This window comes from Amycolatopsis pittospori (assembly GCF_013870525.1).
GTDB lineage: Bacteria > Actinomycetota > Actinomycetes > Mycobacteriales > Pseudonocardiaceae > Amycolatopsis > Amycolatopsis pittospori.
On sequence record NZ_JACBXD010000009.1, the window covers coordinates 65,212 to 88,703 of the forward strand.

General features: G+C 68.3%; 26 protein-coding genes. 19 read left to right on the forward strand and 7 right to left on the reverse strand.

The genetic code is table 11. From position 1 onward, the window contains the following. The first annotated feature begins 14 nt into the window (after positions 1–14). From H5J31_RS07275 to H5J31_RS07285, 3 genes are read left to right on the forward strand one after another with little or no spacing between them, the layout of a single operon-like run. Positions 15–989, forward strand: coding sequence for a hypothetical protein (locus H5J31_RS07275; RefSeq protein ID WP_181771696.1), 975 nt, complete (start codon positions 15–17; stop codon positions 987–989). After that, on the forward strand, positions 986–1,414 hold the full coding sequence (locus H5J31_RS07280; protein ID WP_181771697.1) for an ABA4-like family protein: 429 nt from the start codon (positions 986–988) through the stop codon (positions 1,412–1,414). The genes H5J31_RS07275 and H5J31_RS07280 overlap by 4 nt, the downstream gene beginning before the upstream one ends. Then, positions 1,411–2,196, forward strand: a complete 786-nt coding sequence (locus H5J31_RS07285; RefSeq protein ID WP_181771698.1) for a purine-nucleoside phosphorylase — start codon at positions 1,411–1,413, stop codon at positions 2,194–2,196. Before H5J31_RS07280 ends, H5J31_RS07285 begins: the two co-directional genes overlap by 4 nt. A gap of 538 nt (positions 2,197–2,734) precedes the next feature. Here the strand turns inward: H5J31_RS07285 and H5J31_RS07290 are convergent. Continuing rightward, on the reverse strand, positions 2,735–3,889 hold the full coding sequence (locus H5J31_RS07290; RefSeq protein ID WP_181771699.1) for a glycosyltransferase: 1,155 nt from the start codon (positions 3,887–3,889) through the stop codon (positions 2,735–2,737). Positions 3,890–3,918: 29 nt separating this feature from the next. Here H5J31_RS07290 and H5J31_RS07295 point away from each other — a divergent pair, with 29 nt between their 5' ends. From H5J31_RS07295 to hisS, 8 genes are all read left to right on the forward strand, one after another. After that, the gene (locus tag H5J31_RS07295; protein ID WP_181771700.1) at positions 3,919–5,556 is read left to right on the forward strand and encodes a phospho-sugar mutase; all 1,638 of its coding nucleotides are present in this window, start codon (positions 3,919–3,921) and stop codon (positions 5,554–5,556) included. A gap of 10 nt (positions 5,557–5,566) precedes the next feature. After that, positions 5,567–6,019: a flavodoxin family protein gene (locus tag H5J31_RS07300; RefSeq protein WP_181771701.1), complete on the forward strand. Its 453-nt coding sequence runs from the start codon at positions 5,567–5,569 to the stop codon at positions 6,017–6,019. Positions 6,020–6,393: 374 nt separating this feature from the next. Then, positions 6,394–6,786: a helix-turn-helix domain-containing protein gene (locus H5J31_RS07305; protein WP_181771702.1), complete on the forward strand. Its 393-nt coding sequence runs from the start codon at positions 6,394–6,396 to the stop codon at positions 6,784–6,786. Beyond that, a complete protein-coding gene (locus H5J31_RS07310; protein ID WP_181771703.1) occupies positions 6,783–7,304 on the forward strand; it encodes a hypothetical protein in 522 nt (173 codons plus the stop codon). The genes H5J31_RS07305 and H5J31_RS07310 overlap by 4 nt, the downstream gene beginning before the upstream one ends. Beyond that, positions 7,301–8,434 (forward strand): MAB_1171c family putative transporter, encoded by a 1,134-nt coding sequence (locus H5J31_RS07315; protein WP_181771704.1) that lies wholly within the window; start codon positions 7,301–7,303, stop codon positions 8,432–8,434. The genes H5J31_RS07310 and H5J31_RS07315 overlap by 4 nt, the downstream gene beginning before the upstream one ends. Further along, positions 8,431–9,615: an amidohydrolase family protein gene (locus H5J31_RS07320; RefSeq protein ID WP_181771705.1), complete on the forward strand. Its 1,185-nt coding sequence runs from the start codon at positions 8,431–8,433 to the stop codon at positions 9,613–9,615. Before H5J31_RS07315 ends, H5J31_RS07320 begins: the two co-directional genes overlap by 4 nt. An 81-nt stretch (positions 9,616–9,696) precedes the next feature. Further along, on the forward strand, positions 9,697–10,086 hold the full coding sequence (locus H5J31_RS07325) for a hypothetical protein (RefSeq protein WP_181771706.1): 390 nt from the start codon (positions 9,697–9,699) through the stop codon (positions 10,084–10,086). Between the two features lie 36 nt (positions 10,087–10,122). Beyond that, positions 10,123–11,409, forward strand: a complete 1,287-nt coding sequence (hisS, locus tag H5J31_RS07330; protein WP_181771707.1) for a histidine--tRNA ligase — start codon at positions 10,123–10,125, stop codon at positions 11,407–11,409. Positions 11,410–11,457: 48 nt separating this feature from the next. On the opposite strand, the gene H5J31_RS07335 is transcribed toward hisS, so the two are convergent. From H5J31_RS07335 to H5J31_RS07345, 3 genes are read right to left on the reverse strand one after another with little or no spacing between them, the layout of a single operon-like run. Further along, positions 11,458–12,459, reverse strand: a complete 1,002-nt coding sequence (locus H5J31_RS07335; RefSeq protein ID WP_181771708.1) for an aldo/keto reductase — start codon at positions 12,457–12,459, stop codon at positions 11,458–11,460. Between the two features lie 29 nt (positions 12,460–12,488). Beyond that, complete coding sequence (locus H5J31_RS07340; RefSeq protein ID WP_181771709.1) at positions 12,489–13,472, reverse strand: aldo/keto reductase; 984 nt, start codon at positions 13,470–13,472, stop codon at positions 12,489–12,491. Continuing rightward, a complete protein-coding gene (locus H5J31_RS07345) occupies positions 13,469–13,870 on the reverse strand; it encodes a MerR family transcriptional regulator (protein ID WP_181771710.1) in 402 nt (133 codons plus the stop codon). The genes H5J31_RS07340 and H5J31_RS07345 overlap by 4 nt, the downstream gene beginning before the upstream one ends. Before the next feature lie 84 nt (positions 13,871–13,954). On the opposite strand from H5J31_RS07345, the gene H5J31_RS07350 reads away from it, so the two are divergent. After that, a complete protein-coding gene (locus H5J31_RS07350; RefSeq protein ID WP_181771711.1) occupies positions 13,955–14,548 on the forward strand; it encodes a TetR/AcrR family transcriptional regulator in 594 nt (197 codons plus the stop codon). Positions 14,549–14,756: 208 nt separating this feature from the next. Here H5J31_RS07350 and upp read toward each other — a convergent pair whose 3' ends face one another. Together upp and H5J31_RS07360 are read right to left on the reverse strand one after the other, a co-directional pair. Further along, positions 14,757–15,380 carry a uracil phosphoribosyltransferase gene (upp, locus tag H5J31_RS07355; RefSeq protein ID WP_181771712.1) on the reverse strand — a complete coding sequence of 208 codons (624 nt, stop codon included), beginning with the start codon at positions 15,378–15,380 and terminating at the stop codon, positions 14,757–14,759. A gap of 10 nt (positions 15,381–15,390) precedes the next feature. Further along, positions 15,391–15,831 (reverse strand): protein-tyrosine phosphatase family protein, encoded by a 441-nt coding sequence (locus H5J31_RS07360; protein ID WP_181771713.1) that lies wholly within the window; start codon positions 15,829–15,831, stop codon positions 15,391–15,393. 105 nt (positions 15,832–15,936) lie between these two features. On the opposite strand from H5J31_RS07360, the gene H5J31_RS07365 reads away from it, so the two are divergent. The 5 genes from H5J31_RS07365 to H5J31_RS07385 are packed head-to-tail and all read left to right on the forward strand — an operon-like array spanning position 15,937 to position 21,019. Further along, positions 15,937–16,545 carry a DUF1707 SHOCT-like domain-containing protein gene (locus H5J31_RS07365; protein WP_181771775.1) on the forward strand — a complete coding sequence of 203 codons (609 nt, stop codon included), beginning with the start codon at positions 15,937–15,939 and terminating at the stop codon, positions 16,543–16,545. Between the two features lie 29 nt (positions 16,546–16,574). Next, positions 16,575–17,729 (forward strand): serine hydrolase domain-containing protein, encoded by a 1,155-nt coding sequence (locus H5J31_RS07370; RefSeq protein ID WP_181771776.1) that lies wholly within the window; start codon positions 16,575–16,577, stop codon positions 17,727–17,729. 19 nt (positions 17,730–17,748) lie between these two features. Beyond that, entirely contained in the window at positions 17,749–18,723 is a 975-nt protein-coding gene (gene deoC, locus H5J31_RS07375; RefSeq protein WP_181771714.1) for a deoxyribose-phosphate aldolase, read from the forward strand. Between the two features lie 3 nt (positions 18,724–18,726). Beyond that, positions 18,727–20,160: an aldehyde dehydrogenase family protein gene (locus H5J31_RS07380; RefSeq protein ID WP_181771715.1), complete on the forward strand. Its 1,434-nt coding sequence runs from the start codon at positions 18,727–18,729 to the stop codon at positions 20,158–20,160. Then, positions 20,153–21,019 (forward strand): aldehyde dehydrogenase family protein, encoded by an 867-nt coding sequence (locus tag H5J31_RS07385; RefSeq protein ID WP_181771716.1) that lies wholly within the window; start codon positions 20,153–20,155, stop codon positions 21,017–21,019. The genes H5J31_RS07380 and H5J31_RS07385 overlap by 8 nt, the downstream gene beginning before the upstream one ends. Positions 21,020–21,176: 157 nt before the next feature. On the opposite strand, the gene H5J31_RS07390 is transcribed toward H5J31_RS07385, so the two are convergent. Continuing rightward, positions 21,177–21,812: a TetR/AcrR family transcriptional regulator gene (locus H5J31_RS07390; RefSeq protein WP_181771717.1), complete on the reverse strand. Its 636-nt coding sequence runs from the start codon at positions 21,810–21,812 to the stop codon at positions 21,177–21,179. A 216-nt stretch (positions 21,813–22,028) separates the two neighbouring features. On the opposite strand from H5J31_RS07390, the gene H5J31_RS07395 reads away from it, so the two are divergent. Together H5J31_RS07395 and H5J31_RS07400 are read left to right on the forward strand one after the other, a co-directional pair. Further along, positions 22,029–23,246, forward strand: coding sequence for a cytochrome P450 (locus tag H5J31_RS07395; RefSeq protein WP_181771718.1), 1,218 nt, complete (start codon positions 22,029–22,031; stop codon positions 23,244–23,246). Positions 23,247–23,255: 9 nt separating this feature from the next. After that, positions 23,256–23,450, forward strand: a complete 195-nt coding sequence (locus tag H5J31_RS07400) for a ferredoxin (RefSeq protein ID WP_181771719.1) — start codon at positions 23,256–23,258, stop codon at positions 23,448–23,450. Positions 23,451–23,492: the final 42 nt, after the last annotated feature.

The window sequence follows — 23,492 nt, forward strand, 5'->3', positions numbered from 1 at the left end:
TTGGGGAGAGACCTATGACCATCTTGACCGATCTGCGCGAGAGAACCCGCACCTGGCACCGGCCGTCGTACCGGTTCGCGCAACTTCTCGCCGGAATCACCGTGGTATGCGTTTTGCTGCTGCTGGTCGACCAGCGGACGCTGCAAGGCGCGCCGATCTGGGCGAAACCGTTCAAGTTCGCCGTCTCCGGCGCCCTGTACTTCTTCACCTGGAGCTGGCTCACTTCGCTGCTTCCCCGTTTCCGGCGGACCGCGAACTGGCTCACGACCATGCTCGTCGTGATCTTCGCGGCCGAGTACGTGCTGATGGTGTTCCAGGCCGCCCGCGTCCGGGCGAGCCACTTCAACAACGCGACCCCGCTGGACAACACGATCTTCCAGGTCATGGGCGGGATGATCGCGACGCTGTGGCTGATCAACCTCGTCCTGACGATCGCCGTCATGTTCACCCGCATCCCGGACCGCGCGACCGCGTGGGCGGCCCGGATCGGCGCGCTCCTCGGCATGGTCGGGATCTCGTTGGCGACCCTGATGAGCAGCCCCACCGCCGAACAGCAGGCCGCGCTGGACGCGACCGGGACGTCCGCGATGATCGGCGCGCATACCGTCGGCCTCCCCGACGGCGGCCCCGGCCTGCCGATCCTCGGCTGGAGCACGGTCGGCGGCGACCTGCGGATCCCGCACTTCCTCGGTTTGCACGCGCTCCAGGCGCTTCCACTGCTCGCACTCGCCCTCGGCGTCCTGGCCTCCCGCTACCCGCGGCTTCGCGACGGCGTCCTCCGCAGCCGGCTGGTCCTGATCGCCGGTGCCGGCTACGCGGGCCTGCTCGCGCTGCTGACCTGGCAGGCCCTGCGCGGCCAGTCGATCGTCGCGCCGGACGGCCGGACGCTGACCGCGTTCGCGCTGCTCCTCGCCGGGATCGCCGTCAGCGGGCTGATCGCGATCGGACGGCCGTCGAAGGACCGCGAGCTGGAGGATTCCCTCCGATGAGCGTGGAGACCCTGTTCACCTGGACCTTCCCGCTGGCGACACCGTTCTGGCTGCTGATGATCCTCCTGCCCGGCTGGTCCTGGACCCGGCGGATCATGTCCTCGCCGTGGGTGCCGCTGCTGCCCCTGATCCCGTACTTCGCCCTCGCCATCCCGCATCTCGGCGAACTCTGGACGGTGGTGTCGCGGCCGGACCTGGACGTGCTCGGCACGTTCACCGGTTCGCCGTTCGGGGCGGCGACGATCTGGGCCCATCTGGTCGCCTTCGACCTGTTCATCGCCCGGTGGATGTACTTCGAATCGCGCGAGCACAGGATCCATCCGCTGGTGACGGGCCCGATCCTGGCGCTCACGATCTTCCTGTCCCCGTTCGGGCTGGTGGCGTTCCTGCTCGTGCGAAGTGGCCGGATACGCTCGTCGGCATGAGTGAGAACGAGGTCGCGGCGGCCGCCGCCATCGCCGAACGCACCGGCGTCGAGAAGCACGACATCGCCGTCGTGCTCGGTTCGGGCTGGCGCCCGGCGGCGGACGTCATCGGGGAGCCCGAGGCGGAGATCCCGCTGGGCGAACTGCCCGGATTCCTGGCGCCGGGCGCGGTCGGGCACGGGGGAACCGTCCGGTCTGTCCGCGTCGGCGAGAAGCGGGCGCTGATCCTGCTGGGCCGGACGCATTTCTACGAGGGCAAGGGCATCGACCCGGTCGTGCACAACGTGCGCACGGCCGCGGCGGCGGGCGCCCGGACGGTCCTGCTGACCAACGCCGCGGGCGGTCTGCGCGAGGGCTTCCGCGTCGGGCAGCCGGTGCTGATCTCCGACCATCTGAACCTGACCGCGCGGTCCCCGATCGTCGGCGCGAACTTCGTCGACCTGACGGATCTCTACTCGAAGCGGCTGCGCGACATCGCCCGCGAGATCGACCCCTCGCTGGAAGAGGGCGTCTACGCGGGCCTGACCGGGCCGCATTTCGAGACGCCGGCGGAGATCCACATGCTGCGGACGCTCGGCGCCGACCTCGTCGGCATGTCGACGGTGCTGGAGGCCATCGCCGCCCGCGCCGCCGGCGTCGAGGTGTTCGGGCTTTCGCTGGTGACCAACCTGGCGGCCGGGATGACCGGGGAGCCACTGAACCACGAAGAGGTCCTCGAAGCGGGCCGCCAGTCGGCGACGCGGATGGGGACGCTGCTCAAGGAACTCGTCGCCCGCGCCTGATCGCCAAGGACGCTTCTGGGGTAGGTCGTGAGTGTTTTGGGTCGTTAGGGCCAACCGTGTCTTAGGTACCTACGGTCGGACGGGTTGGCGTGGCCGGACGGACGTCACACGTGATCGGACGGACGGCAAGCGTGACTGGACGGACGGCAAGCGTGACTGGGCGGACGTCACCGAGTGTCGTCCGTCTGATCACGGGCGTCGTCCGTCCGATCACATGTGCCGTCCACCCAGTCACGCGAAAGCACCGACCCGGCCCGGCTTGGTCGTGTGGTGAAGGCGGTGAGAGCCAACCGGGTCTTAGGTACCCACTGGGTTCCTGCTGCGGCGGGTCGTAGGTCCGGTCCGTGAAGGCCTCCTTCCCTACCCTGAAAGTAGGCAAGGAGGCCTTCACGGACTTCTGGGTCGTCAACGTGCACCAGCAGCGCGGGTGGCCAGGGCGCCGCGCCGTAGGCGGTCAAGGGGCTCGTGAGTGGTAAGTGTCGTTAGAACGACCCAAAACACTCACGATGGAGCCCAGTCACTCCTGAACGTCCACTGCTCAACCCGCGTAGTCGGGAAGCCGCTGCGCGACCTCCGCCGGTGACGGCATGGCCGCGACCTCGTCGCCCAGTTTCCGCGCCGCCGCGCGGACGCCCTCATCGGCCAGCAAGTACCGCGACTTCTCGAAGATGGCCGCTTCGGTGGCGTCTTCGCCGATCAGCTGCCCGCCCACTCCGGCCGCGAGGACGGCTTCGGCGTTCGTGAACTGGTCCGCGCCCTGCGGAAGCACCAGCTGTGGCAGCCCCGCGCCGAAGGCACCGAGCGTCGTCCCGCTCCCGCCGTGGTGGACCACGAGGTCCACATGCGGCAGCAGTTCGGCCTGCGGCACCCACGCCTCGACCCGGACATTCCCCGGCACGTCGCCGAGTCGCGCCGGATCCACCGTCGGCCCCGCGGCGACCACGACGTCCGCGTCGAGCCGCGCCAAAGCCCTGATGGCCCGCTTCAACACGTCCTCGTCACCGAAGGCGGTGCCGAGGGTGAGGTAGACCAGCGGACGGCTCTTGTCGCGTCCGAGCACACCGGCCGGGAGGTCTCCCGGTTCGGCCCAGCCGACGGGACGCAACGGGATCCTGTTCGCTTCGGCCAGGAAATCGGGCGACTGCACCGATTCCGGGCAGATGTCGACGACCGGGTCGCCGAACGAAGGCCGCTCCATGCCTTCGAAACCGACCTCCGCCGCGTATTCCGCGAGGCGGGCGGTCATGATGTCGACGACCTCGCCCGGTGAGACCCGGCCGAAACCGTGGCCGACCGCGGGGATCCCGGCGAGGCGGGCGGCGATGGCGCCACCCATGTTGCCGGTTTCGTAGACCACGAGATCCGGCCGGTGCCGCTCGAACAACGGCGTCAGGTCGGCGACGAACCGCCGGGGCAGCACGTTTCCGAACACTTCACCGATAACGGGATAAAACGACTCGGGCGGCGCGCCCGTGGGCCGGGGCTCGACGTCGGGCCCGAACACCGAGGCGAACGCCTCCCGCATGCCGAATCCGGCGCTTTCCGCTGCCAGACCCGCCTTTTCGACGACCGGACGCATCTCGTCTCCGGTGGCGAAAAGGACATCGTGCCCGGCGTCGCGCGCGGCGACGGCGAGCGGTAGTAGGGGATAGAGGTGACCGTGACTGACCAGAGAAGTGAAGATCAACCGCACCTTCTCCAACGTACCCGTAGGCTGACTCGGTGACGACTTCCTTGACCCCGGCTCTCAGGGATCAGGCGTTCCGCTGGATCGCCGACGATCCGGACGACGACTCCCGTGTCGAGCTGCAGAACATCCTCGCCCGCGCGATGGGCGGCGAAGCCGGTGCGGCCGACGAACTGGCGGACCGGATGGCCGGCTCGCTCGAGTTCGGCACCGCCGGCCTGCGCGGACCGGTGCGCGCCGGACCCAACGGGATGAACGTCGCGGTCGTGACCCGCACGACGGCGGGTGTCGCGGAGTGGCTCGCCGCACAGGGACATTCGGGCGGCGTCGTGGTCGTCGGCCGCGACGCGCGGCACGGTTCGGAAGCCTTCGCCGAGGCGGCCGCCGAAGTGCTGACGGCGGCCGGTTTCGCGGTGAAGGTGCTGCCGGGACCGCTGCCCACCCCGGTGCTCGCGTTCGCCGTGCTGGAACTCGGCGCGATCGCCGGCATCCAGATCACCGCGTCGCACAATCCCCCGGCCGACAACGGTTACAAGCTCTACGACGCGACAGGCGGCCAGATCGTCCCGCCGTCGGACGGCCAGATCGAACGCGCCATCGAAGCCGTGCCCGCCGCGGTCAGCGTGCCTCGCGCGCCGGGCGCCGAAGTGCTGGGCGACGAACTCCGGGACGCCTACCTCGCCAAGGTCGCGCTCCTCCCGCGTGGTCCGGAACGCTCGATCAAGGTCGCCGCGACCGCGCTGCACGGCGTCGGCGCGGAAACCCTGCGCGCGGCTTTCGAGCGCGCCGGTTTCGCGGATCCGCACCTGGTGCCCGAGCAGGCCGAACCGGACCCCGAGTTCCCGACCGTCGCTTTCCCGAATCCGGAAGAGCCGGGTGCGACCGACCTCCTGCTGGCCCTGGCGTCCGAAGTGGACGCCGATCTGGCGATCGCACTAGACCCCGACGCCGACCGGTGCGCGCTGGGCGTCCGCGAGCGGGACGGTTCGTGGCGGATGCTGCGCGGTGACGAGACCGGCGTCCTGCTCGGCTGGCACGTTCTGTCCACTGTAGACAAAGCCGATCCGCTCGTGGCCACGACGATCGTGTCGTCGTCGATGCTGGGCGACGTCGCGAAGGAATTCGGCGCGCGCTACGCCGAGACGTTGACCGGGTTCAAATGGCTGGTCCGCGCGGGCGAAGGTCTGGTCTTCGCCTACGAGGAGGCGCTCGGCCTCTGCGTGAACCCCGGTTTCGTGCGTGACAAGGACGGCATCTCGGCCGCCGTACTCGCCGCGGGCCTGACCGCTTCCCTGCTCGCGGCCGGGCGAGGCCCGCTGGACGTCCTCGACGAACTGGCCGTGAAGCACGGCGTGCACGTGACGGATCAGGTCTCGCTGCGCGTCACCGATCTGTCGGTGCGCGAGAAGCTGATGGCGGGCCTGCGCGCCGAGCCCCCCGCGTCCGTCGGCGGCACCGACGTCACGATGGAAGACCTCCTGCCCGACGCCGACGTCCTCCGTCTGACCGGCGAGGGTCTGCGCGTGGTGATCAGGCCGTCCGGGACCGAGCCGAAACTGAAGGCGTATCTGCAGGTGAAACAGCCTGTCACCGGCGACCTCGCCGAGGCGCGCGCCGTCGCCGTCGAGCGGCTTGCCGCGCTCCGGGCCGACATCGAGTCGCGGCTGACCTGACCATCGGCCCATGGCGAAGTTGCTGATCGTCCACCACACGCCGTCGCCCTCGACGCAGGCGATGTTCGAAGCCGTGCTCTCCGGCGCGAACCATCCGGACATCGAGGGCGTCGGCGTCGTGCGCCGTCCCGCGCTGGGCGCGACCGTGCCCGACGTCCTCGATGCCGACGGCTATCTGCTCGGCACCCCGGCGAACCTCGGGTACATGTCCGGGGCGCTGAAGCATTTCTTCGACACCGTGTATTACCCGTGTCTCGACGCCACCCGGGGACGGCCGTTCGGTTTCTTCGTGCACGGCAACAACGACACGGCCGGCACCGTACGCGGGATCGAGAGCATCACGACCGGCCTCGGCTGGGAGCGCGCGGCGTCTCCGGTCCTCGTCACCGGAGAACCCGGCAAAGCGGACCTTGAGGCATGTTTCGAATTGGGCGGCACCTTGGCGGCCACTCTCATGGCCTGAAGGTCGTCGTCCGGAAAAGTAAGGGGCCTGTCACCGGAAGCCCTGGGGGTCGACCTCCGGCAACAGGCCTAGGCCAAGGGTTCGCCGTGATGGCGATCAACCTTGGCTACCGAAGCGTACTACATCCAGCACGATCTTGTGCACCCACCGGGGAAAAGGCCTCTCACTCCGTTGTCCGTGCACCCCCAGAGCACGGATTCCGGAGAGAGAGGCCCGAACACGGCCCGAAACCGCTTGACAACTGTAAACCACTGCATACATGCCCTGTCAACAGCTGCGGACAAGCGAAATCGCGTTACACTTCGGCTACAGAACGACAGGTCTGCCGCACGGCGGCAGGCCTGAACGGCAGGCCTACAGCCGGAAGGGGGATCATGTCGCCGCACCAGACCTTCGCCGAGAAACTGAGCGCGCTGATCGATTCGATGCGCGCGGACGAAGGTGCCCCGCACAGCTATCGAGAGCTGTCCGCGGCGATCGATCGCGCCGGCGGGCCGGCCATGTCGCCCGCCTATCTCCAGCAGCTCGCCACCGGCAAGCGGATCAATCCGAAGATCCACTACGTCGAGGCGCTCGCGAGACTCTTCGGAGTCCCGATCACCTACTTCTTCGACGATCAGGAAGCACAACCCCTCGGCGAGGCGAAGCTCATGGCCATGCGAGCGCAGGAGCTTTCCCCGCAAGGCCGTCGCCAGGTGATGGACCTGCTCGAACTCGTCGAACGCTACGAAAAGGCCGAGCGCGACCTGCCGGGCGAGAGCCGATGAAGGAACGCGAGCTCCGCAAGCGCTGCCGCAAGATGCTGAACAAGCTCGACATCGAACCGCCGCTCGACGTCGGCGTGCTCTGCGAGCGCCTGGGCGAACAGCGCGGCAGGCCGATCCGGCTGATGCCGTATCCGCTGGAGGTGCCGGGTCCGTTCGGCTGCTGGATCGCCACCGGATCGGCGGACTACATCTTCTTCCAGCAGGAGACCACGAAATCCCATCAGGATCACATCATCCTGCACGAACTCGGGCATATGCTCGCCGATCACCATCCCGGCGGCGACGCCCAGCCCGCCGACTTCCTGCGCGGCCCCGCGACCGGTCTCGACGGCGACGCCGTACACCGGGCTTTACGCCGCACCTCCTACGATGAGGCCCACGAATGGGAAGCCGAGACCGTGGCGACCATCATCCTCGAATGGGCGTCGGTCTTGAACTACACGATGCCCCGTCGCGCCGACGACGATGACGTCCGCCGCGTCCAAGGCGCGCTGGGCGATCACCAAGGGTGGATGTGAACGCGCTCTTCTCCCCCGTCAACATCGTCGCGATGGTCCTGTTCGCGACCGCGCTCGCCTGGCGGATCTACCAGACCTACCGGGCTCCGCGCGTACTGCCGAACTGGGCCATCACCGTCACGATCGTCTGCGTCGCCGGATCGTTCCTGGCCCAGCAGAAGGTCATCTCCGACTGGCTGGACGAACTGACCGGCCGCGGCACCGGACGGCTGGTCAACAACATCATGCTGGCCGTCGCGGTCTGCGCGTTGCTGATCGTCTTCCTGGGTTCGGCGCTCGGCCCGCGACGGCCGCTGCGGGTGTTCTTCGAACTGATCCCGCTGGCCGCCGCGATCGCGCTGATGTTCATCGCCATGGCCGTCACTCCGGTGGAGGTACGCGGGCTCGCGTTGAGCCCGAAACTCGTGCACGAGCCCGGTGTGGCGTTGTTCTACCTCGGTGCCGGGCTGTACCTGATCTACGGCCTGCTCGCCTGTGCCTGGTGGATCCTCCGGTACATCCGCGCGGCGGACCGGCATTTGAAGACCGGGCTGAAACTCAGCGCCGCCGGATTGATCCTGCTGTCCGTGGGCAGCGTCTTCCGCGCGCTCTACATCGTGATCGCTTGGGCCTTCGGACCGTCGATCCCGGTACTGCTCACCGTCGCCGTCCCCCTGGTCCTCCTCGGGATCGTGCTCTTCCTCGCCGGGATCACGTACCCGGGGGCGCGCGCGAGGTTCGCGGCACTGCGGCGCAGGCGCCAGCACAAACTCCACCACGAACGACTCACTCCACTGTGGACGGTGCTGTCCGACGTCTACCCGAACATCGTGCTCCGGACCACGCCGCGCGGACCGTGGGACCGGTGGCGCCCGCGTACGGTCCACCGTCACTACTACCGGCGCGTGATCGAAATCCGTGACGGGCTCGTGCAATTGAGTCCCTATCTGGAAACGGACCTCACGGCGCTCGCCGTCGACGACCCCCGGGGAGCGGCGGAGGCGTTGAAGACGGCGCTCGCCAGGCAGGCCGCGGGCGAGGCGACCGACGGGCGGGCGAAACTCGTGCTCCCCGGCGGCGCCGCGGACATCGAATCCGACGTACGGCCGTTGCTCGCGCTTTCGGCCGCGGTATCCCGGAACGAGGCATGACCTTGCAGCTCCTGCTGACGGCGGACCGGATCCTCCCGCGTCCGAGCACGCCCATCGAGGACGGCGCCGTACTCGTCGAAGGCGACCGGATCGTCGCCGCCGGCACCCGCGACGAGGTCGTCGCGCAAGCGTCACCGGACGCGGAAAGGCTCGACTTCCCCGGCGCGACGCTGATGCCCGGCCTGTTCAACGCCCATGTGCACCTGGCCTTCGACGCCTCCCGCGAAATGCTCCCGAACTTCCTGGCGAGCGACGACGCGTCACTGCGCGCGGGTGCCAAGGACCGGCTGGGCCAGTTGCTGCGCAGCGGCGTCACCACGGTGCGGGATCTCGGCGATCGTGCCGCCCTGGGCGCGCGGGTCCGGGCGGAACTCGAAGCGGAAGGCGTGGCGGCGCCGCGACTTCTGACCGCGGGCGCTCCCCTGACGGTCCCGAATGGACACTGCCATTTCTTCGGCGGCGAGGTCGACGGCGCGGTCGCGATCCGCGCGCTGATCGACGCCAACGCGGCCGCCGGCGCCGACGTGATCAAGGTGATGGCCAGTGGCGGCCAGATCACCGAGGGCGGCGCGGAGATGTGGGAGTCCCAGTTCGACGTCCGGACGCTCCACCTGATCGTCGAGCACGCGGCGACCCACGGCCTCCAGGTCGCCGCGCACGCCCATGGCTCCGACGCGATCGAAGCGTCGGTCGAAGCCGGGGTCCGCACGATCGAGCACTGCACCTGGATGACCGGGCCGCAGCAGCAGGACAGGCGGGCGGCCGTCGCCAAACGGATGGCGGACGAGGGCATCGCGGCGTGCTCGACGAGCAGCCGCAACTGGCGGACGATGGCCGAGCGGATGGGCGAAGAACTCGCGAAAACCGTCTACGGCAGGCTTTCCTGGCTCGAAGAGCTGGGCGTCCCGCTGCTGTCGGGAACCGACGCCGGACTGCCCGGCTCGGTCTTCGACGATCCGGTCGGCGCGCTCGAACTCTACGAATGGCTCGGCTTCGGCAGGCGCCGCATCCTCGAGATCGCGACCGAGGACAGCGCCACCGGCCTCGGTCTCGGCGACGTCACCGGACAGCTCGCGCCCGGCCTGAGCGCCGACGTCCTGGTGGTCGACGGCGATCCGCTCGCCGATCTTTCCGCTCTCCGGAACCTTCGCCTCGTCCTTTCGCGCGGCTCCCGGGTGTGACCCGGAAGTGGGACGCCAACTTTGGTGACACCGTTTTAAAACAGTGTTATCGTCGCCTTCCCACCACGAAGGGAAAGAGCCATGGAAGGCCCGATCAGACTGTTCACGGTCATCGCGCTGGTGTCGCTGCCGACGGTGATGTACGGCGGCTACGCGCTGATGGGCGTCATGCGCGACCGGAAACTGACCGAACACCAGCGGAGCATGTTCCGCGCCGGGCACGCCCACGCCGGCGTCCTGCTGGTCCTCGCGCTGGTCGCACTGCAGATCCTCGACCGCACCGGCCTCTCGGACGGCACCCTGTGGATCGCCTGCTTCCTGCTGTTGTTCGGCGTACTCGCCCAATCCGGCGGGTTCTTCCTCCACCTCGCGCCGGGCAAGGGCAAGCTCGGCGGACGCGTCACCAGCACCGGAGCCGTCATGCTCGGAGCGGCGATGCTGACCACCGCGTACGGCGTGGCCTTCCCCTGACAAAACCGGTGGAACGGGCTCGTTAAGCTTGCTGACGTGCCTGAATACCTGCCGACAGCCCCCGTCAAGGGGACCCGCGACTTCCTGCCCTCCGAGATGTCCGTCCGGACGCAGGTTTTCGGCCATCTCTACGACGTGCTCGAACTACGGGGTTTCCTCCGCTACGACGGGCCGATCCTCGAACCCGCCGAGATCTACGAGCGCAAATCCGGACAGGAGATCGCCGACCAGCAGCTGTACACGCTGACCACCAAGGGCGGCGAGCGGCTGGCCCTGCGCCCGGAGATGACGCCGTCGGTCGCCAGGATGATCGCGGGCAACGCGAAGTCGCTGCAGTTCCCGGTGCGCTGGTACAGCCACCCGAACTGCCACCGCTACGAGCGGCCGCAGCGTGGCCGGGTACGCGAGCACTGGCAGATCAACGCGGACATCTTCGGTTCGGACAGCGCGAACTGCGAGATCGAGATCTTCGAGCTCGTCCACGACATGATGGGCGCGCTCGGGGCGACCCCGGAGATGTTCCAGGTGCGGGCCAACGACCGGAACCTGCTCTCTTCGGCACTCACCGACATCGTCGGCGTGACAGCCGAGCAGTTGCCGCAGGTGTTCACCCTGGTGGATCGCTGGGAGAAGTCGGACCGCACGAAGCTGAGCGACACCGCGGCCGAGATCGGCCTGACCGACAAGCAGTTCGAGAAGCTGACCGAGACCCTGACGTCGGGGACGGCCCTGCTCGACGAACTGCCCGAGCAGGTCAAGGAGAACTCGAATCTGGTCAAGGTGCTCACCAGCGGCGCCGCGGACCTGATCACGTTCGATCCGATGATCGTGCGCGGGCTCGCGTACTACACGTCGACCGTGTTCGAGGTCTTCGACACCTCTCCGGAGAACCGCCGGGCCCTCTTCGGCGGCGGCCGGTACAGCGACCTGGCGTCGTTGTTCACGTCGCAGCAGATCCCCGGGATCGGCTTCGGCATGGGCGACGTCACGCTGATCGACTTCCTGGACACCCACGATCTGACGCCGAAGCCGCGCAGCGAGGCCGACGTCGTGGTGATCCCGGTGGTCGAAGAGCTCACCGGCGCCGCTCGCGACGTCGCGGGGCGGCTCCGCAAGTCCGGTCTGCGCACGTCCACGCCCATCGAGTTGCGCAAGCTGGGCAAGGAACTGACCCGGGCCGACAAGGCCGGCGCGCGGGCCGTGGTGATCGTCGGCCAGGAGGACTGGGACGCCGGGAACGTCACGGTCCGCAGCCTCGCGACCCGCGAGCAGCAGACCGTGGCGGTCGACGCCGTCGTCTCGACGGTCACTTCTTTGCTCTGACACAACGAAAACCGGCGCCGGATTCCGGCGCCGGTTTTCGTTTCCCCCTCAGCGCGAAAGCATCCGCAGGGATTCTTCGGGATAGCGCTCACCGGCGACCTGGTCGGCCGGTACCGCCGTCTCGATCGCGGCCAAGTCTTCGGCTGTCAGCTCCAAGCCGACGGCCGCGACGTTCTCTTCGAGATACTTACGCCGCTTGGTCCCCGGAATCGGTACGACGTCCTCCCCCTGGGCCTGCACCCACGCCAGCGCCAGCTGACCAGCGGTCACGCCCTTCCGCTCAGCCAGGGCGCGCAACGCCTCGACCATCGCCAGATTCCGCTCCAGGTTCCCCTCGGCGAACCGAGGCTGCGTCGTCTGCCGGAAGTCGCCTTCCGCGAAGTCCTCTTTGGACTTGAAGCGGCCGGTGAGGAACCCGCGGCCCAACGGCGAATACGGCACCAGGCCGATGCCGAGTTCGCGACAGACCGGAACGATCTCGTTCTCGATGTCACGTGACCAGAGCGACCATTCCGTCTGCACGGCCGAAACCGGATGCACCGCGTGCGCCCGCCGAATGGTCTCCGGCCCCGCCTCGGACAAGCCGATATGCCGGATCTTCCCCTGTTCGACCAGTGAGGACAGCGCGCTCGCGGTCTCCTCGATCGGCACGCTCGGGTCGACGCGGTGCTGGTAGTACAGGTCGATATGGTCGACGTTCAGCCGTCGCAACGAGGCCTCGACCTGTTGCCGCACATAGAATTCGTCGCCCCGGACTCCGCGTTTGCGCGGGTCGGCCTCGTCCCGCACGATGCCGAACTTGGTCGCCAGCACGACCTTGTCGCGCCGGCCGGCCAGCGCACGGCCGACCAATTCCTCGTTGCGGCCGAAGCCGTACATGTCCGCCGTGTCGATCAGGGTCACGCCCAGCTCGATCGCGCGATGGATCGTCGCGATCGATTCGGTGTCGTCACCTTGGCCGTAGAACTCGCTCATGCCCATGCAGCCGAGTCCCTGCGCGCCGACTTCCAGCGTGCCGAGCCTGCGTGCGGGCAGCATCGAACCCGTCATGTTTTCTCTTTCGCCGAAGGGTGAAGGATTTATTTGCCGGCGGCGCGGGCGAGCCGCTCCGGGTAACGCTCACCGGCGATCGCCTCGGCGGGCGCGGCCTTCTCGATGGCCTCGATGTCCACTTCGGACAGTTCCAGTTCCGCCGCGGCGGCGTTCTCTTCGAGATACTTGCGACGCTTCGTCCCCGGGATCGGCACGACGTCGTCACCCTGCGACTGCACCCAGGCGAGCGCCAGCTGACCGGCGGTCACGCCCTTCTCCGCCGCCAACGCGCGCAGAGCCTCGACGATCGCCATGTTGCGCTCGAAGTTGCCCTCGGCGAACCGCGGCAGCCCGCGGCGCATGTCGTCCTCCGGCAGGTCCTTCACCGACGTCACGCTGCCGGTGAGGAAACCACGGCCGAGCGGCGAGAACGGCACGACGCCGATCCCCAGCTCGCGTACGGTCGAGAGGATTTCGCCCTCGATGCCACGGGTCCACAGAGACCACTCGCTCTGCAGGGCCGTCACCGGATGCACGGCGTGCGCCCGGCGGATCGTCTCCGCACTGGCTTCGGAGATCCCGGCGAACCGGATCTTCCCCTCCTCCACCAGCTCGGCGAGTGCGCCCCAGGTCTCCTCGACGGGCACGTTCGGGTCGACCCGGTGCTGGTAGTAGAGATCGATGTGGTCGACGTTCAGCCTGCGAAGCGACTCTTCGCAGCTCTCCTTGACGTAGGCCGCGTCGCCCCGGGCGGACATCCCGCCGTCCTCACTCCAGACGATGCCGAACTTGGTCGCCAGCACGACCTGGTCCCGCTTGCCCGCGATAGCCCGGCCGACCAGTTCCTCGTTCGCGCCGGCGCCGTAGACGTTCGCCGTGTCGAGCAGGGTCACCCCCAGTTCGAGGGCACGGTGGACGGTGGCGATCGACTCGGTGTCGTCGTCCCGGACGCCGTAGGCCTGGCTCATCCCCATGCAGCCGAGGCCCTGTGCCCCGACTTCCAGACCGCCGAGCTTCCTGGTGCTGATCACGCTGAGATTCCCTCCATGGTGGCTCCGGTGCCGAGCACCTTCCGTTCCACCTGCTCGTAGTGGTCGATCTTGTAGTCGAGGATGTCGAGGCAGGCCTGCAGCTCGGCGATCCGCTCGGCGACCGACGTGCGCTGGTCGACGAGGATCGACTTGCGGCGTCCCGCGCTCGACGCGCCGTGGTGGCGCAGCGACGCGTACTCCCGCATGCGTTTGATGGGCATACCGGTCAGGCGCAGCTTGGTCAGGAACCCCAGCCACCCGAGGTCGTCGTCGCTGTAGGCGCGGCGCCCCGCGGCGTCCCGCGCCGGGGGCTCGACGAGTTTGATGCGCTCGTAGTACCTGAGGGTGTCGATGGACAACCCGCTACGTCGCGCGGCTTCCGCTATCGAGTAGCTCATGTCGTCGACATTACGACCTGGAGCGCGCTCCAGGTCAACTCCGAATCCGAGCGATTGATAACAGCGTTGCGTTACGCTCCGATCATGCCCCGCCCCAGGACGCACGACGAGAACCTCCGGCTGAAGCTGCTGGACCGCGCCGGAGAGCTCATCTCGGCCGACGGACCGAAGGCCCTGAGCCTCCGCAAACTCGCCGCGGACGTCGGCACGTCCACCACCGCGGTCTATTCACTCTTCGGCAGTAAGACGGACCTGGTCAGTGCCCTGTTCGCGGAGGGCTTCCGGCGCTTCGGCCTGCGGATGTCCGGGGTCTCGCTGAGCGGCGACCCGGTCGAGGACCTGGTGCGGCTCGGGGTCGCGTACCGGGAAAGCGCCCTGGCCGACCCGCACCTCTACGCGATCATGTTCACGAAGTCGGTCCCGGGTTTCGAGCCCGCGGAAGAGACCGCCGAGCAGGCTCGCGCGACCATGGCGCCCCTCGAAGAGACCATCCGCAAGGCCGTCGCCGACGGCGTCTTCATCGGCGCGCCGCCCGAGGTCATCGTCGTGGGCTGCTGGGGCACCGTGCACGGCCTCGTGTCGCTCGAACTGAACGGGAACCTGCCGGAGGCGTACACCGTGAGCCCGGCATACGAGACCGCACTACGGGCGAACGCCTCCGGCTGGCTACGCCGCTGACGCCCTCCCGCTCCCCCGCACGACCTGCGTTTAGCCCCCTAATCGCGATCTGTCCGCCCCAACGCCCCAGCCGGTGGCCGAGGTCCGTGAAGGCCTCCTTGAGGGACCTAGGGTCCCTCAAGGAGGCCTTCACGGACTTGTGGTCACCTGAGCCGAGCGCACCCCGCACGACCTGCGTTCAGCGGGCTAATCGCGATCTGTGAGCAGGTCAGACGGCGCCGTACTGGCGGTCTCCCGCGTCGCCCAGCCCGGGCACGATGAACCCGGAGTCGTTGAGCCGTTCGTCGATGCTCGCGGTCACCACCCGGACCGGCAGGCCGGTCTTGCCCAGGTGCTCGATCCCCTCCGGAGCCGCCAGTGCGCAGATCGCCGTGACGTCGGTGGCGCCGCGGTCGGTGAGCAGCCGGATCGTGTACTCCATCGACCCGCCGGTCGCGAGCATCGGGTCGAGCACCAGCACCGGCCGGTCGGCGAGCGATTCGGGCAGCGACTCGAGATACGGCGTCGGCTTCAGCGTCTCCTCGTCGCGGGCGAGTCCGACGAAGCCCATCTGGGCGTCGGGGATCAGCTTGTGCGCCTGGTCCGCCATCCCCAGCCCGGCCCGCAGCACCGGCACCAGCAGCGGCGGGCTCGCCAGCGCGTAGCCGTCGGTGCGCGCGACGGGCGTGTGGATCCGCTCGATGCGCACGGGCATGTCACGCGTGGCTTCGTAGACCAGCATGACGGTCAGTTCGTGCAGCGCCGCACGGAACGCGGCGCTGTCGGTGCGCGCGTCGCGCATGGTGGAAAGCCTGGCCTTGGCCAGCGGGTGATCAACGACGTGCACATCCATACGAGTCAATTTACTGCCGCGCGAACCAGCCGACCCAGCGACGCTGCCACGGCATCTCCACCGAACGTTCGTGGTGGTTCGCCCGCGCCCAGGCCACGGCCTCGTCTGCGGTCAGCCCGGAAAGCGTCGCCAAGCAGGAGATCACCGTCCCCGTCCGCCCGACGCCGCCGTAGCAGGCGACCTCGACGCCCTCGCCCGCCGCGGCCCGTGCGTGCAGGGCCACGATCCGCCGCCGGGCTTCCGCCCAGTCCGTCGGCAGCAGGAAGTCGGGCCAACGGATCCAGTCCCGCTTCCAGTCCATTTTGTGGTCGTGTTTCCGGCGCAGTTTCGCCCCGCCCAGATACAGTCCGAAGTCCGGCGAAGGCCCCTCTGGCCAGGGGCGACCCAAGCCCCGTCCTCGTACTTCGACACCGTCCGGCAGCGCGATCGCTCCGAGTAGTGAGTTCCCCATCACGAGAGAATGCCATTGTCGGCCAGAAGATGGACGCCAGGCCCACGAAGCGGCGCTAGGCTACTCCGCGTGAGCGAAGAGCCTGCCCTGCCGGGACCCGAACAGATGCGCATCTCCGACGCCGACCGTGAGCAGGTCGCGCAGGTGCTGCACGCGGCGATGTCCGAGGGGCGCATCACCATCACCGAGCTGGAAGAACGGCTCACCATCGTCTACGCGGCCAAGACCGTCGGCGACCTCAAACCGGTCACCGCGGATCTGCCGCAGACCCGCTCGGCGATCCAGCCGGCGACGTCGCGCTCGCTCGGCCTGCCCGACGACCGCATCGGCGGCCATCCGGGCTCCGGCGCGTCGATCGCCGTCATGTCCGGCGCGTCGCGCAAGGGCAGCTGGGTGGTTCCGCCGCAGCACAACAGTTTCGCGTTCTGGGGCGGGACCGACATCGACCTGCGGCACGCGCGCTTCGCCGAGAAGAACACGACGATCACCGCGGTCGCGATCATGGGCGGGATCGACATCATCGTCCCCGACGACATCAACGTGGACGTCACCGGAATCGGCTTCATGGGCGCGTTCGAGCTGGAAGACCGTGCCGGTACGCCCGCCGCGCCGCCCACCGCCCCGACGGTGAAGATCACCGGACTGGCGTTCTGGGGCGCCGTCGTCGTCAAGCGCAAGCCACGCAAGCAGGGCACACCGGAGCTCGAAGCCTGACTCGAAACCGAACTGGGGGGATTTCTGTGCTGCGCCGAAGTTTCGTCGCGATCGCTTGTGCCACTTTGCTTTCCGTCACCGCCTTCCCGGCGGCGGCCGGAACGGCGGATCCGCGTCAGACGGCGATGGACGCGGCGGTCGCCGCGGGCATCCCGGGAATGGTCGCGGTCGCCGACGACTTCCGCGGCGTCAGCGGCGTCGCGGACATCACCCGGCCCGGCAAGCCCAGCGCGTCGGGCCGATGGCGGGTCGCGAGCGTTTCCAAGGTCTTCGTCGCGACGCTGGTCCTGCAGCTCGCGGCCGAAAAGCGCGTCGGGCTCGACGAGCCCGTCCAGCGCTACCTGCCCGGACTGCTGCCCTATCCGGAGCCGATCACCGTCCGCCAGCTGTTGCAGCACACCAGCGGACTTCCGCGCGACCTGCATCCCGACGACACCTGGGCGACGTGGCCGGAGATCGACACCGAACGCTTTCAGCACTTCGACAGCGACGACCAGATCCGCCTGAGTACGTCGAAGCAACCGCTGGTGTTCAAGCCCGGCGCGGGCTGGGCGTATTCCAACACCGGCTACAACGTCCTCGGCCTGCTCGTCGAGAAGACCACCCGCAAGCCGCTGGAGCGGGTGCTGGCCGAGCGCATCACCGGCCCGCTGCACCTGCGCGACACCTCGCTGCCCCGTGACTTCCCGTTCCTGATCCGCCCGGCCGCCCGCGGCTACGAGCAGCTGTACGACGCACCGCGTGGCCTCACCGACGTCACCATCTACAACTACTCCCGCTACTACGGCGCGGGAGGCATGGTGTCCTCGGGCGCCGACCTCAACCGCTTCTTCGACGCCCTGCTCGGCGGCCGTCTGCTGCCCGCGGACCTGCTCGCGCAGATGAAGACGACGGTCGCGGCGGGCGGCATGGAGTACGGCCTCGGTCTGATGAAGCTGAACCTCAAGACCGCGGGCATCTGCGCGGAGGACATCACCATCTGGGGTCACGGCGGCGACCTGCCCGGCTACAACACCCTCAGCTTCCGGGACGAATCCGGCAAGAACATCTCCACTCTGGCCACAGTGGACCTCACGGCTTCCCCGGAGGCCGCGCTCAAACGCCAGTTGCCGATGATCAGCGAGTTCTGCGCGCCGGTGTTGCCCGCGCGGGCCACCGCCCAGGCCCCGGTGCCCAGCTTGTAGGCCGCCTACACTCACCCGTATGACAGCTACGACCAGCTCGTCAGCGGTGCCGGCCACCCCGGCGCCGCTGACGGACGCGACTCGCGACGAGGCGAGCCTGCGCCGGTTCCTGCACGGGCTGCCTGGTGTCGACCAGGTCGGCGTCGAGCAGCGGGCGGCGGGCCTCGGCACGCGCAGCATCAAGAAGGCCGCCAAACTCTGGGCGATCGACACCGCCATCTCGATGGTCGATTTGACGACCCTCGAAGGCGCCGACACCCGGGGCAAGGTCCGCGCGCTGGCCGCGAAGGCCAAGCGCCCGGATCCGGAACGGGCGGACACTCCGCGGGTCGCGGCCGTCTGCGTGTACCCGGACATGGTCGAGACGGCCGTCGACGCGCTCCGCGGCACCGGCATCCACGTCGCGAGTGTGGCCACCGGTTTCCCGGCGGGCCGCACGAGCCGCGAGATCAAGCTGGCCGACACGAAGATCGCCGTCGACGCCGGTGCCGCCGAGGTCGACATGGTGATCGACCGCGGCGCCTTCCTGGAGGGCCGCTACATGGCGGTCTTCGAGGAGATCCAGGCCATCAAGGCCGCCTGTGGCAGCGCTCACCTGAAGGTCATCCTCGAAACCGGTGAGCTGGCCACCTACGACAACGTCCGCCGCGCCTCCTGGCTCGCGTTGCTGGCGGGCGGCGACTTCATCAAGACCTCCACCGGCAAGGTCTCGCCCGCCGCGACGCTGCCGGTCACCCATGTGATGCTGCAGGCCGTCCGCGACTGGTTCGTCCAGAGCGGCGAACTGCGCGGGGTCAAACCCGCCGGCGGCATCCGGACGACCAAGGACGCGATCAAGTACCTGGTCGCGGTGCACGAGGTCGCCGGTGAGCAGTGGCTGAACCCGGACCTGTTCCGCTTCGGGGCGTCCAGCCTGCTCAACGACCTCCTGCTGCAGCGCCGCACCCAGGCCGACGGCCACTACAGCGGCCCCGACTACGTGACGGTGGACTGATCCATGGGCATCTTCGAGTACGCGCCCGCGCCCGAATCGCGCGACATCGCGAACCTCAAACCGCATTACCGGCCGTTCGTCAACGGCGAGTTCGTCGACGGCTCCGGTGAGCCGCTCAAGACGATCAACCCGGCCACCGAAGAGGTGCTCGCCGAGGTCGGCACCGCGTCGGTGTCCGATGTGGACATCGCGGTGAAGGCCGCGCGCAAGGCGTACACAGGTGTCTGGTCCAAGATGCCGGGCTCCGAACGCGCCAAGTACCTGTTCCGCATCGCGCGCCTGATCCAGGAGCGCTCGCGCGAGCTGGCGGTGCTGGAGAGTCTCGACAACGGCAAGCCGATCAAGGAATCGCGTGATTCCGACGTGCCGACGGCCGCCGCGCACTTCTTCTATCACGCGGGATGGGCCGACAAGCTCGACTACGCGGGCTACGGCCCGAACCCGCGGCCGCTCGGCGTCGCGGGCCAGGTCATCCCGTGGAACTTCCCGCTGCTGATGCTCGCGTGGAAGATCGCGCCCGCGCTGGCCACCGGCAACACCGTGGTGCTCAAGCCGGCGGAGACCACTCCGCTGACGGCGCTGGTGTTCGCGGAGATCTGCCAGCAGGCCGAACTGCCGCCCGGCGTGGTCAACATCCTGCCCGGCGCAGGTGACATCGGCGCCGCGCTCGTGGGCCACGGCGACGTCAACAAGGTCGCGTTCACCGGATCGACCGACGTCGGCAAGGCGATCCAGCGCCAGATCGCTGGTACTTCGAAGAAGCTCACGCTGGAGCTGGGCGGCAAGGCCGCGAACATCGTCTTCGACGACGCTCCGCTGGACCAGGCCGTCGAAGGGATCGTCAACGGGATCTTCTTCAACCAGGGCCACGTGTGCTGCGCGGGCTCGCGTCTGCTGGTGCAGGAGTCCATCGCGGAAGAGGTGCTCGAAAAGCTCCGCTACCGCGTCTCGACGCTGCGGCTGGGCGACCCGCTGGACAAGAACACCGACATCGGCGCGATCAACTCCGCCGAGCAGCTCGCGAAGATCAAGGGCCTCGTGGAGTCCGGCGACGCCGAGGGCGCGGAACGCTGGACCAGCCCCTGCCCGGTGCCGGAACGCGGTTTCTTCTTCGCTCCCACGGTGTTCTCCGAGGTGCAGCAGTCGATGCGCATCGCCCGCGAGGAGATCTTCGGCCCGGTGCTCTCGGTGCTGACGTTCCGTACGCCGGACGAAGCCGTCACGAAGGCGAACAACACGCCGTACGGGCTCTCCGCCGGTATCTGGACCGAGAAGGGCTCGCGCATCCTCTGGATGGCGAACCAGCTTCGCGCCGGTGTCGTCTGGGCCAACACGTTCAACCGCTTCGATCCCGCCGCGCCGTTCGGCGGCTACCAGGAGTCGGGTTTCGGCCGCGAAGGCGGACGCACCGGACTGGAGGCCTACCTCGATGTCTGACCGTATTTCGGTGGCGAAGACCTACAAACTCTACGTCGGCGGCAAGTTCCCGCGCTCGGAATCCGGCCGGGTCTACCCGGTCTCCGACGCCAAGGGCAAGTTCCTGGCGAACGCCTCGCACGCCTCCCGCAAGGACGTCCGTGACGCGGTTTCGGCCGCCCGCAAGGCTTTCGGCGGCTGGTCGGCGGCGACCGCCTACAACCGCGGCCAGGTGCTGTACCGCGTGGCGGAGGTGCTCGAAGGACGTCGCGAGCAGTTCGTCGCGGAGGTTTCGGCGTCCGAAGGCGTCGCGGTGAAGAAGGCACAGTCCCTTGTGGACGCGTCGATCGACCGCTGGGTCTGGTACGCGGGCTGGACGGACAAGATCGCGACCGTACTCGGCGGCGCCAACCCCGTCGCGGGACCGTACTTCTCTTTCACCGTCCCGGAACCGACCGGCGTCGTCGGCGTGCTGGCGCCGCAGCAGTCGTCGTTGCTGGGCCTGGTGAGCGTTCTCGCCCCGGTGCTGGCGACGGGTTCGACCGCGGTGGTCGTCTCCAGCGCGGAGCGACCGCTGCCCGCGATCACGCTTTCGGAGGTCCTGGCGACGTCCGACCTGCCCGGCGGGGTGGCGAACATCCTGACCGGACGGGCGTCGGAACTCGGTTCGTGGCTGGCGTCGCACGCCGACGTCAACGCCCTCGACCCGACCGGCGCCGAGCCCGCGGCCCGGGCGGACCTGGCGCGCGACGCCGCCGGCACCGTGAAGCGCGTCCTGACCGTCCCGGACGCCGAGCCGGACTGGACCGCCGACGCCGACATCTCACGCCTGCGCCGGTACCTGGAAGCGAAGACCGTCTGGCACCCGCTGGGCGTCTGACCCCCTGCCGCATTTAGTCCTCTGAATGCGCTTGGTCACCGTGCCGTGAAGGCCTCCTTGCCTACCTTGAGGGTAGGGAAGGAGGCCTTCACGGACATCTGGGCTCGGCGCCCGCTGGGCACGCATCGCATTTAGAGGACTAAATGCGTGAAAGGGATCAGGGGTCCAGGTCGGAGCCGGTCAGCGGCCGCCCGGGGAGCGACTCGCCCCGCCCCGCCCGGAGGCCGTCGATCATGATGCCGATACAGCGCCGGGTCGCCATCCGGGCGACTTCCTCGTTCTTGCCCGGCATCTGCCGTAGCAGGGTCGCGAACAACATCGCCACGTCACCGGTGGCGACGTCCGTCCGCAGTTCGCCCTCGGCCTGGGCACCACGCACGAAACCGTCCAGCACCAGGACCAGGTCGTCCCGCAGGGCCTTGATCGAGGGATCGCTCTTCAGGATCGCCAGCGCCCGCGGTGACACCATCGCGAGTTGGACGCTCAGCTGAAGTTCCATCGACTGGTGAAGCAGCCGGATCAGGGCATCCCAATCGGACGCCTCCTGATCCTTCGCCGCCTTCGCGTCGACTAGGACCCTGTCGAAGTTGTCGACGGCGACCGCACGGATCAGCGCGTCCCGGTCCGGGAAACGCCGGTAAAGGGTGCCGACGCCGACCCCGGCCGAGCGGGCGATCTCCTCCATCGGAACCTCGGCCCCTTGAGCTGCGAAGATCACTCTCGCGGCCGCGAGGATCTGGTCCCGGTTCCGGCGCGCGTCGGCGCGCAAGCGGGTCTCCGGGTCGGCTGTCATGGTCCTCGCCTCTCGATGGTGCTTCGGCGCGGTGATTCTCGCACGTACGGCCGCGCACTTCACGCTTCCCGGGAAACCACCCCTTCGCGAGTGGACGACCTGTCTCCACTTGAGTACCTTGGATCTGGTAAGCGGAATGAAATCATCCGCATACGTTTTGGGGTCTCCTGTCCGATAACGCCCGAGCCCACCCGACACCTGGGGAAGGACAACCCGATGACTGACGTCGAAGAAACCACCGCCACGCTGCCGCTGGCCCGAAAATGCCCGTTTTCGCCTCCTCCGGAATATCAAAGGCTTCGCGAGGAAAGTCCGATTTCACGGGTCGGCCTGCCTTCCGGGCAGACGGCCTGGGCGCTGACCAGGCTCGAAGACATCCGCGAAATGCTGAGCAGCCCGCATTTCAGTTCCGACCGGCAGAATCCGGCGTTCCCGCTGATGGTGGCGCGGCAGATCCGCCGCGACGACAAGAAACCTTTCCGGCCGTCCCTGATCGGGATGGACCCGCCGGAGCACGGCCAGGCCCGGCGCGAGGTCGTCGGCGAATTCACGGTCAAGCGGATGAAGGCGCTGCAGCCCCGAATCCAGCAGATCGTCGACGAGCACATCGACGCCATCCTCGCCGGCCCCAAACCGGTCGACCTCGTGAAGGCGCTTTCCCTGCCCGTCCCGTCACTGGTGATCTGCGAACAACTCGGCGTCCCCTATTCGGACCACGAGTTCTTCCAGGCCTGCAGTTCCAAACTGCTCAGCCGCGAGGTCAGCGCGGAAGAGCGGATGGAGGCGTTCGAGAAACTCGAGGCCTACCTCGACGAACTCGTGACTAAGAAAGAAGCGAACGCCACCGAGGACGACCTCCTCGGCCGCCAGATCCTGAAGCAGCGGGAATCGGGCAAGGAAGACCACGACGACCTCGTCGGTCTGGCGTTCCTGCTGCTCATCGCCGGGCACGAGACGACGGCGAACATGATCTCGCTCGGCACGGTGACCCTTCTGGAGAACCCCGAGGAGCTCGCGAAGATCAAGGCGGACCCGGGCAAGACCCTTCCCGCGATCGAAGAACTCCTTCGCGTCTTCACCATCGCGGAGACGGCGACCTCGCGGTTCGCCACGGCCGACGTCGAGATCGGCGGCACGCTCATCCGCGCAGGCGAAGGTGTCGTCGGGCTGAGCAACGCGGGCAACCACGACCCGGACGGCTTCGAGAACCCGGACGACTTCGACATCGAGCGCGGCGCGCGGCACCACGTCGCCTTCGGTTTCGGGGCGCACCAGTGTCTCGGCCAGAATCTGGCGCGGATGGAACTCCAGATCGTGTTCGACACGTTGTTCAGCCGTATTCCGGGGATCAAGGTCGCCGTTCCCGTCGACGAACTGCCGTTCAAGCACGATTCGTCGATCTACGGCCTCCACGAGCTTCCCGTCACCTGGTAGGGAGGACGCATGAAGATCATCGCGGACACCGGGAGGTGTGTGGGCGCGGGCCAGTGTGTGCTCACCGATCCCGACCTGTTCGATCAGAGCGAGGACGACGGGACGGTCATCGTGCTGGTCCCCGAGCCCGAAGGCGAAGCGGCGGAGGAGAACGCGCGCACGGCCGTGCACATCTGCCCGAGCCAGGCCTTGTCTCTCGCCTAAGTGGGGGTCGTGAGTGGCGATTCGGGTTCTAACCCGAATCGC

Excerpts from the sequence above, each read along its gene's own strand:
- H5J31_RS07325 (WP_181771706.1), top strand. The coding sequence starts at position 9,697 with ATGGAAGGCCCGATCAGACTGTTCACGGTCATCGCGCTGGTGTCGCTG.
- H5J31_RS07365 (WP_181771775.1), top strand. The coding sequence starts at position 15,937 with ATGCGCATCTCCGACGCCGACCGTGAGCAGGTCGCGCAGGTGCTGCAC.
- H5J31_RS07305 (WP_181771702.1), top strand. The coding sequence starts at position 6,394 with ATGTCGCCGCACCAGACCTTCGCCGAGAAACTGAGCGCGCTGATCGAT.
- deoC (WP_181771714.1), top strand. The coding sequence starts at position 17,749 with ATGACAGCTACGACCAGCTCGTCAGCGGTGCCGGCCACCCCGGCGCCG.
- H5J31_RS07320 (WP_181771705.1), top strand. The coding sequence starts at position 8,431 with ATGACCTTGCAGCTCCTGCTGACGGCGGACCGGATCCTCCCGCGTCCG.
- H5J31_RS07360 (WP_181771713.1), bottom strand. The coding sequence starts at position 15,831 with ATGGGGAACTCACTACTCGGAGCGATCGCGCTGCCGGACGGTGTCGAA.
- H5J31_RS07350 (WP_181771711.1), top strand. The coding sequence starts at position 13,955 with ATGCCCCGCCCCAGGACGCACGACGAGAACCTCCGGCTGAAGCTGCTG.
- H5J31_RS07380 (WP_181771715.1), top strand. The coding sequence starts at position 18,727 with ATGGGCATCTTCGAGTACGCGCCCGCGCCCGAATCGCGCGACATCGCG.
- upp (WP_181771712.1), bottom strand. The coding sequence starts at position 15,380 with ATGGATGTGCACGTCGTTGATCACCCGCTGGCCAAGGCCAGGCTTTCC.
- H5J31_RS07345 (WP_181771710.1), bottom strand. The coding sequence starts at position 13,870 with ATGAGCTACTCGATAGCGGAAGCCGCGCGACGTAGCGGGTTGTCCATC.
- H5J31_RS07310 (WP_181771703.1), top strand. The coding sequence starts at position 6,783 with ATGAAGGAACGCGAGCTCCGCAAGCGCTGCCGCAAGATGCTGAACAAG.
- H5J31_RS07385 (WP_181771716.1), top strand. The coding sequence starts at position 20,153 with ATGTCTGACCGTATTTCGGTGGCGAAGACCTACAAACTCTACGTCGGC.
- H5J31_RS07300 (WP_181771701.1), top strand. The coding sequence starts at position 5,567 with ATGGCGAAGTTGCTGATCGTCCACCACACGCCGTCGCCCTCGACGCAG.
- H5J31_RS07390 (WP_181771717.1), bottom strand. The coding sequence starts at position 21,812 with ATGACAGCCGACCCGGAGACCCGCTTGCGCGCCGACGCGCGCCGGAAC.
- H5J31_RS07395 (WP_181771718.1), top strand. The coding sequence starts at position 22,029 with ATGACTGACGTCGAAGAAACCACCGCCACGCTGCCGCTGGCCCGAAAA.
- H5J31_RS07335 (WP_181771708.1), bottom strand. The coding sequence starts at position 12,459 with ATGACGGGTTCGATGCTGCCCGCACGCAGGCTCGGCACGCTGGAAGTC.
- H5J31_RS07285 (WP_181771698.1), top strand. The coding sequence starts at position 1,411 with ATGAGTGAGAACGAGGTCGCGGCGGCCGCCGCCATCGCCGAACGCACC.
- H5J31_RS07400 (WP_181771719.1), top strand. The coding sequence starts at position 23,256 with ATGAAGATCATCGCGGACACCGGGAGGTGTGTGGGCGCGGGCCAGTGT.
- H5J31_RS07280 (WP_181771697.1), top strand. The coding sequence starts at position 986 with ATGAGCGTGGAGACCCTGTTCACCTGGACCTTCCCGCTGGCGACACCG.
- H5J31_RS07275 (WP_181771696.1), top strand. The coding sequence starts at position 15 with ATGACCATCTTGACCGATCTGCGCGAGAGAACCCGCACCTGGCACCGG.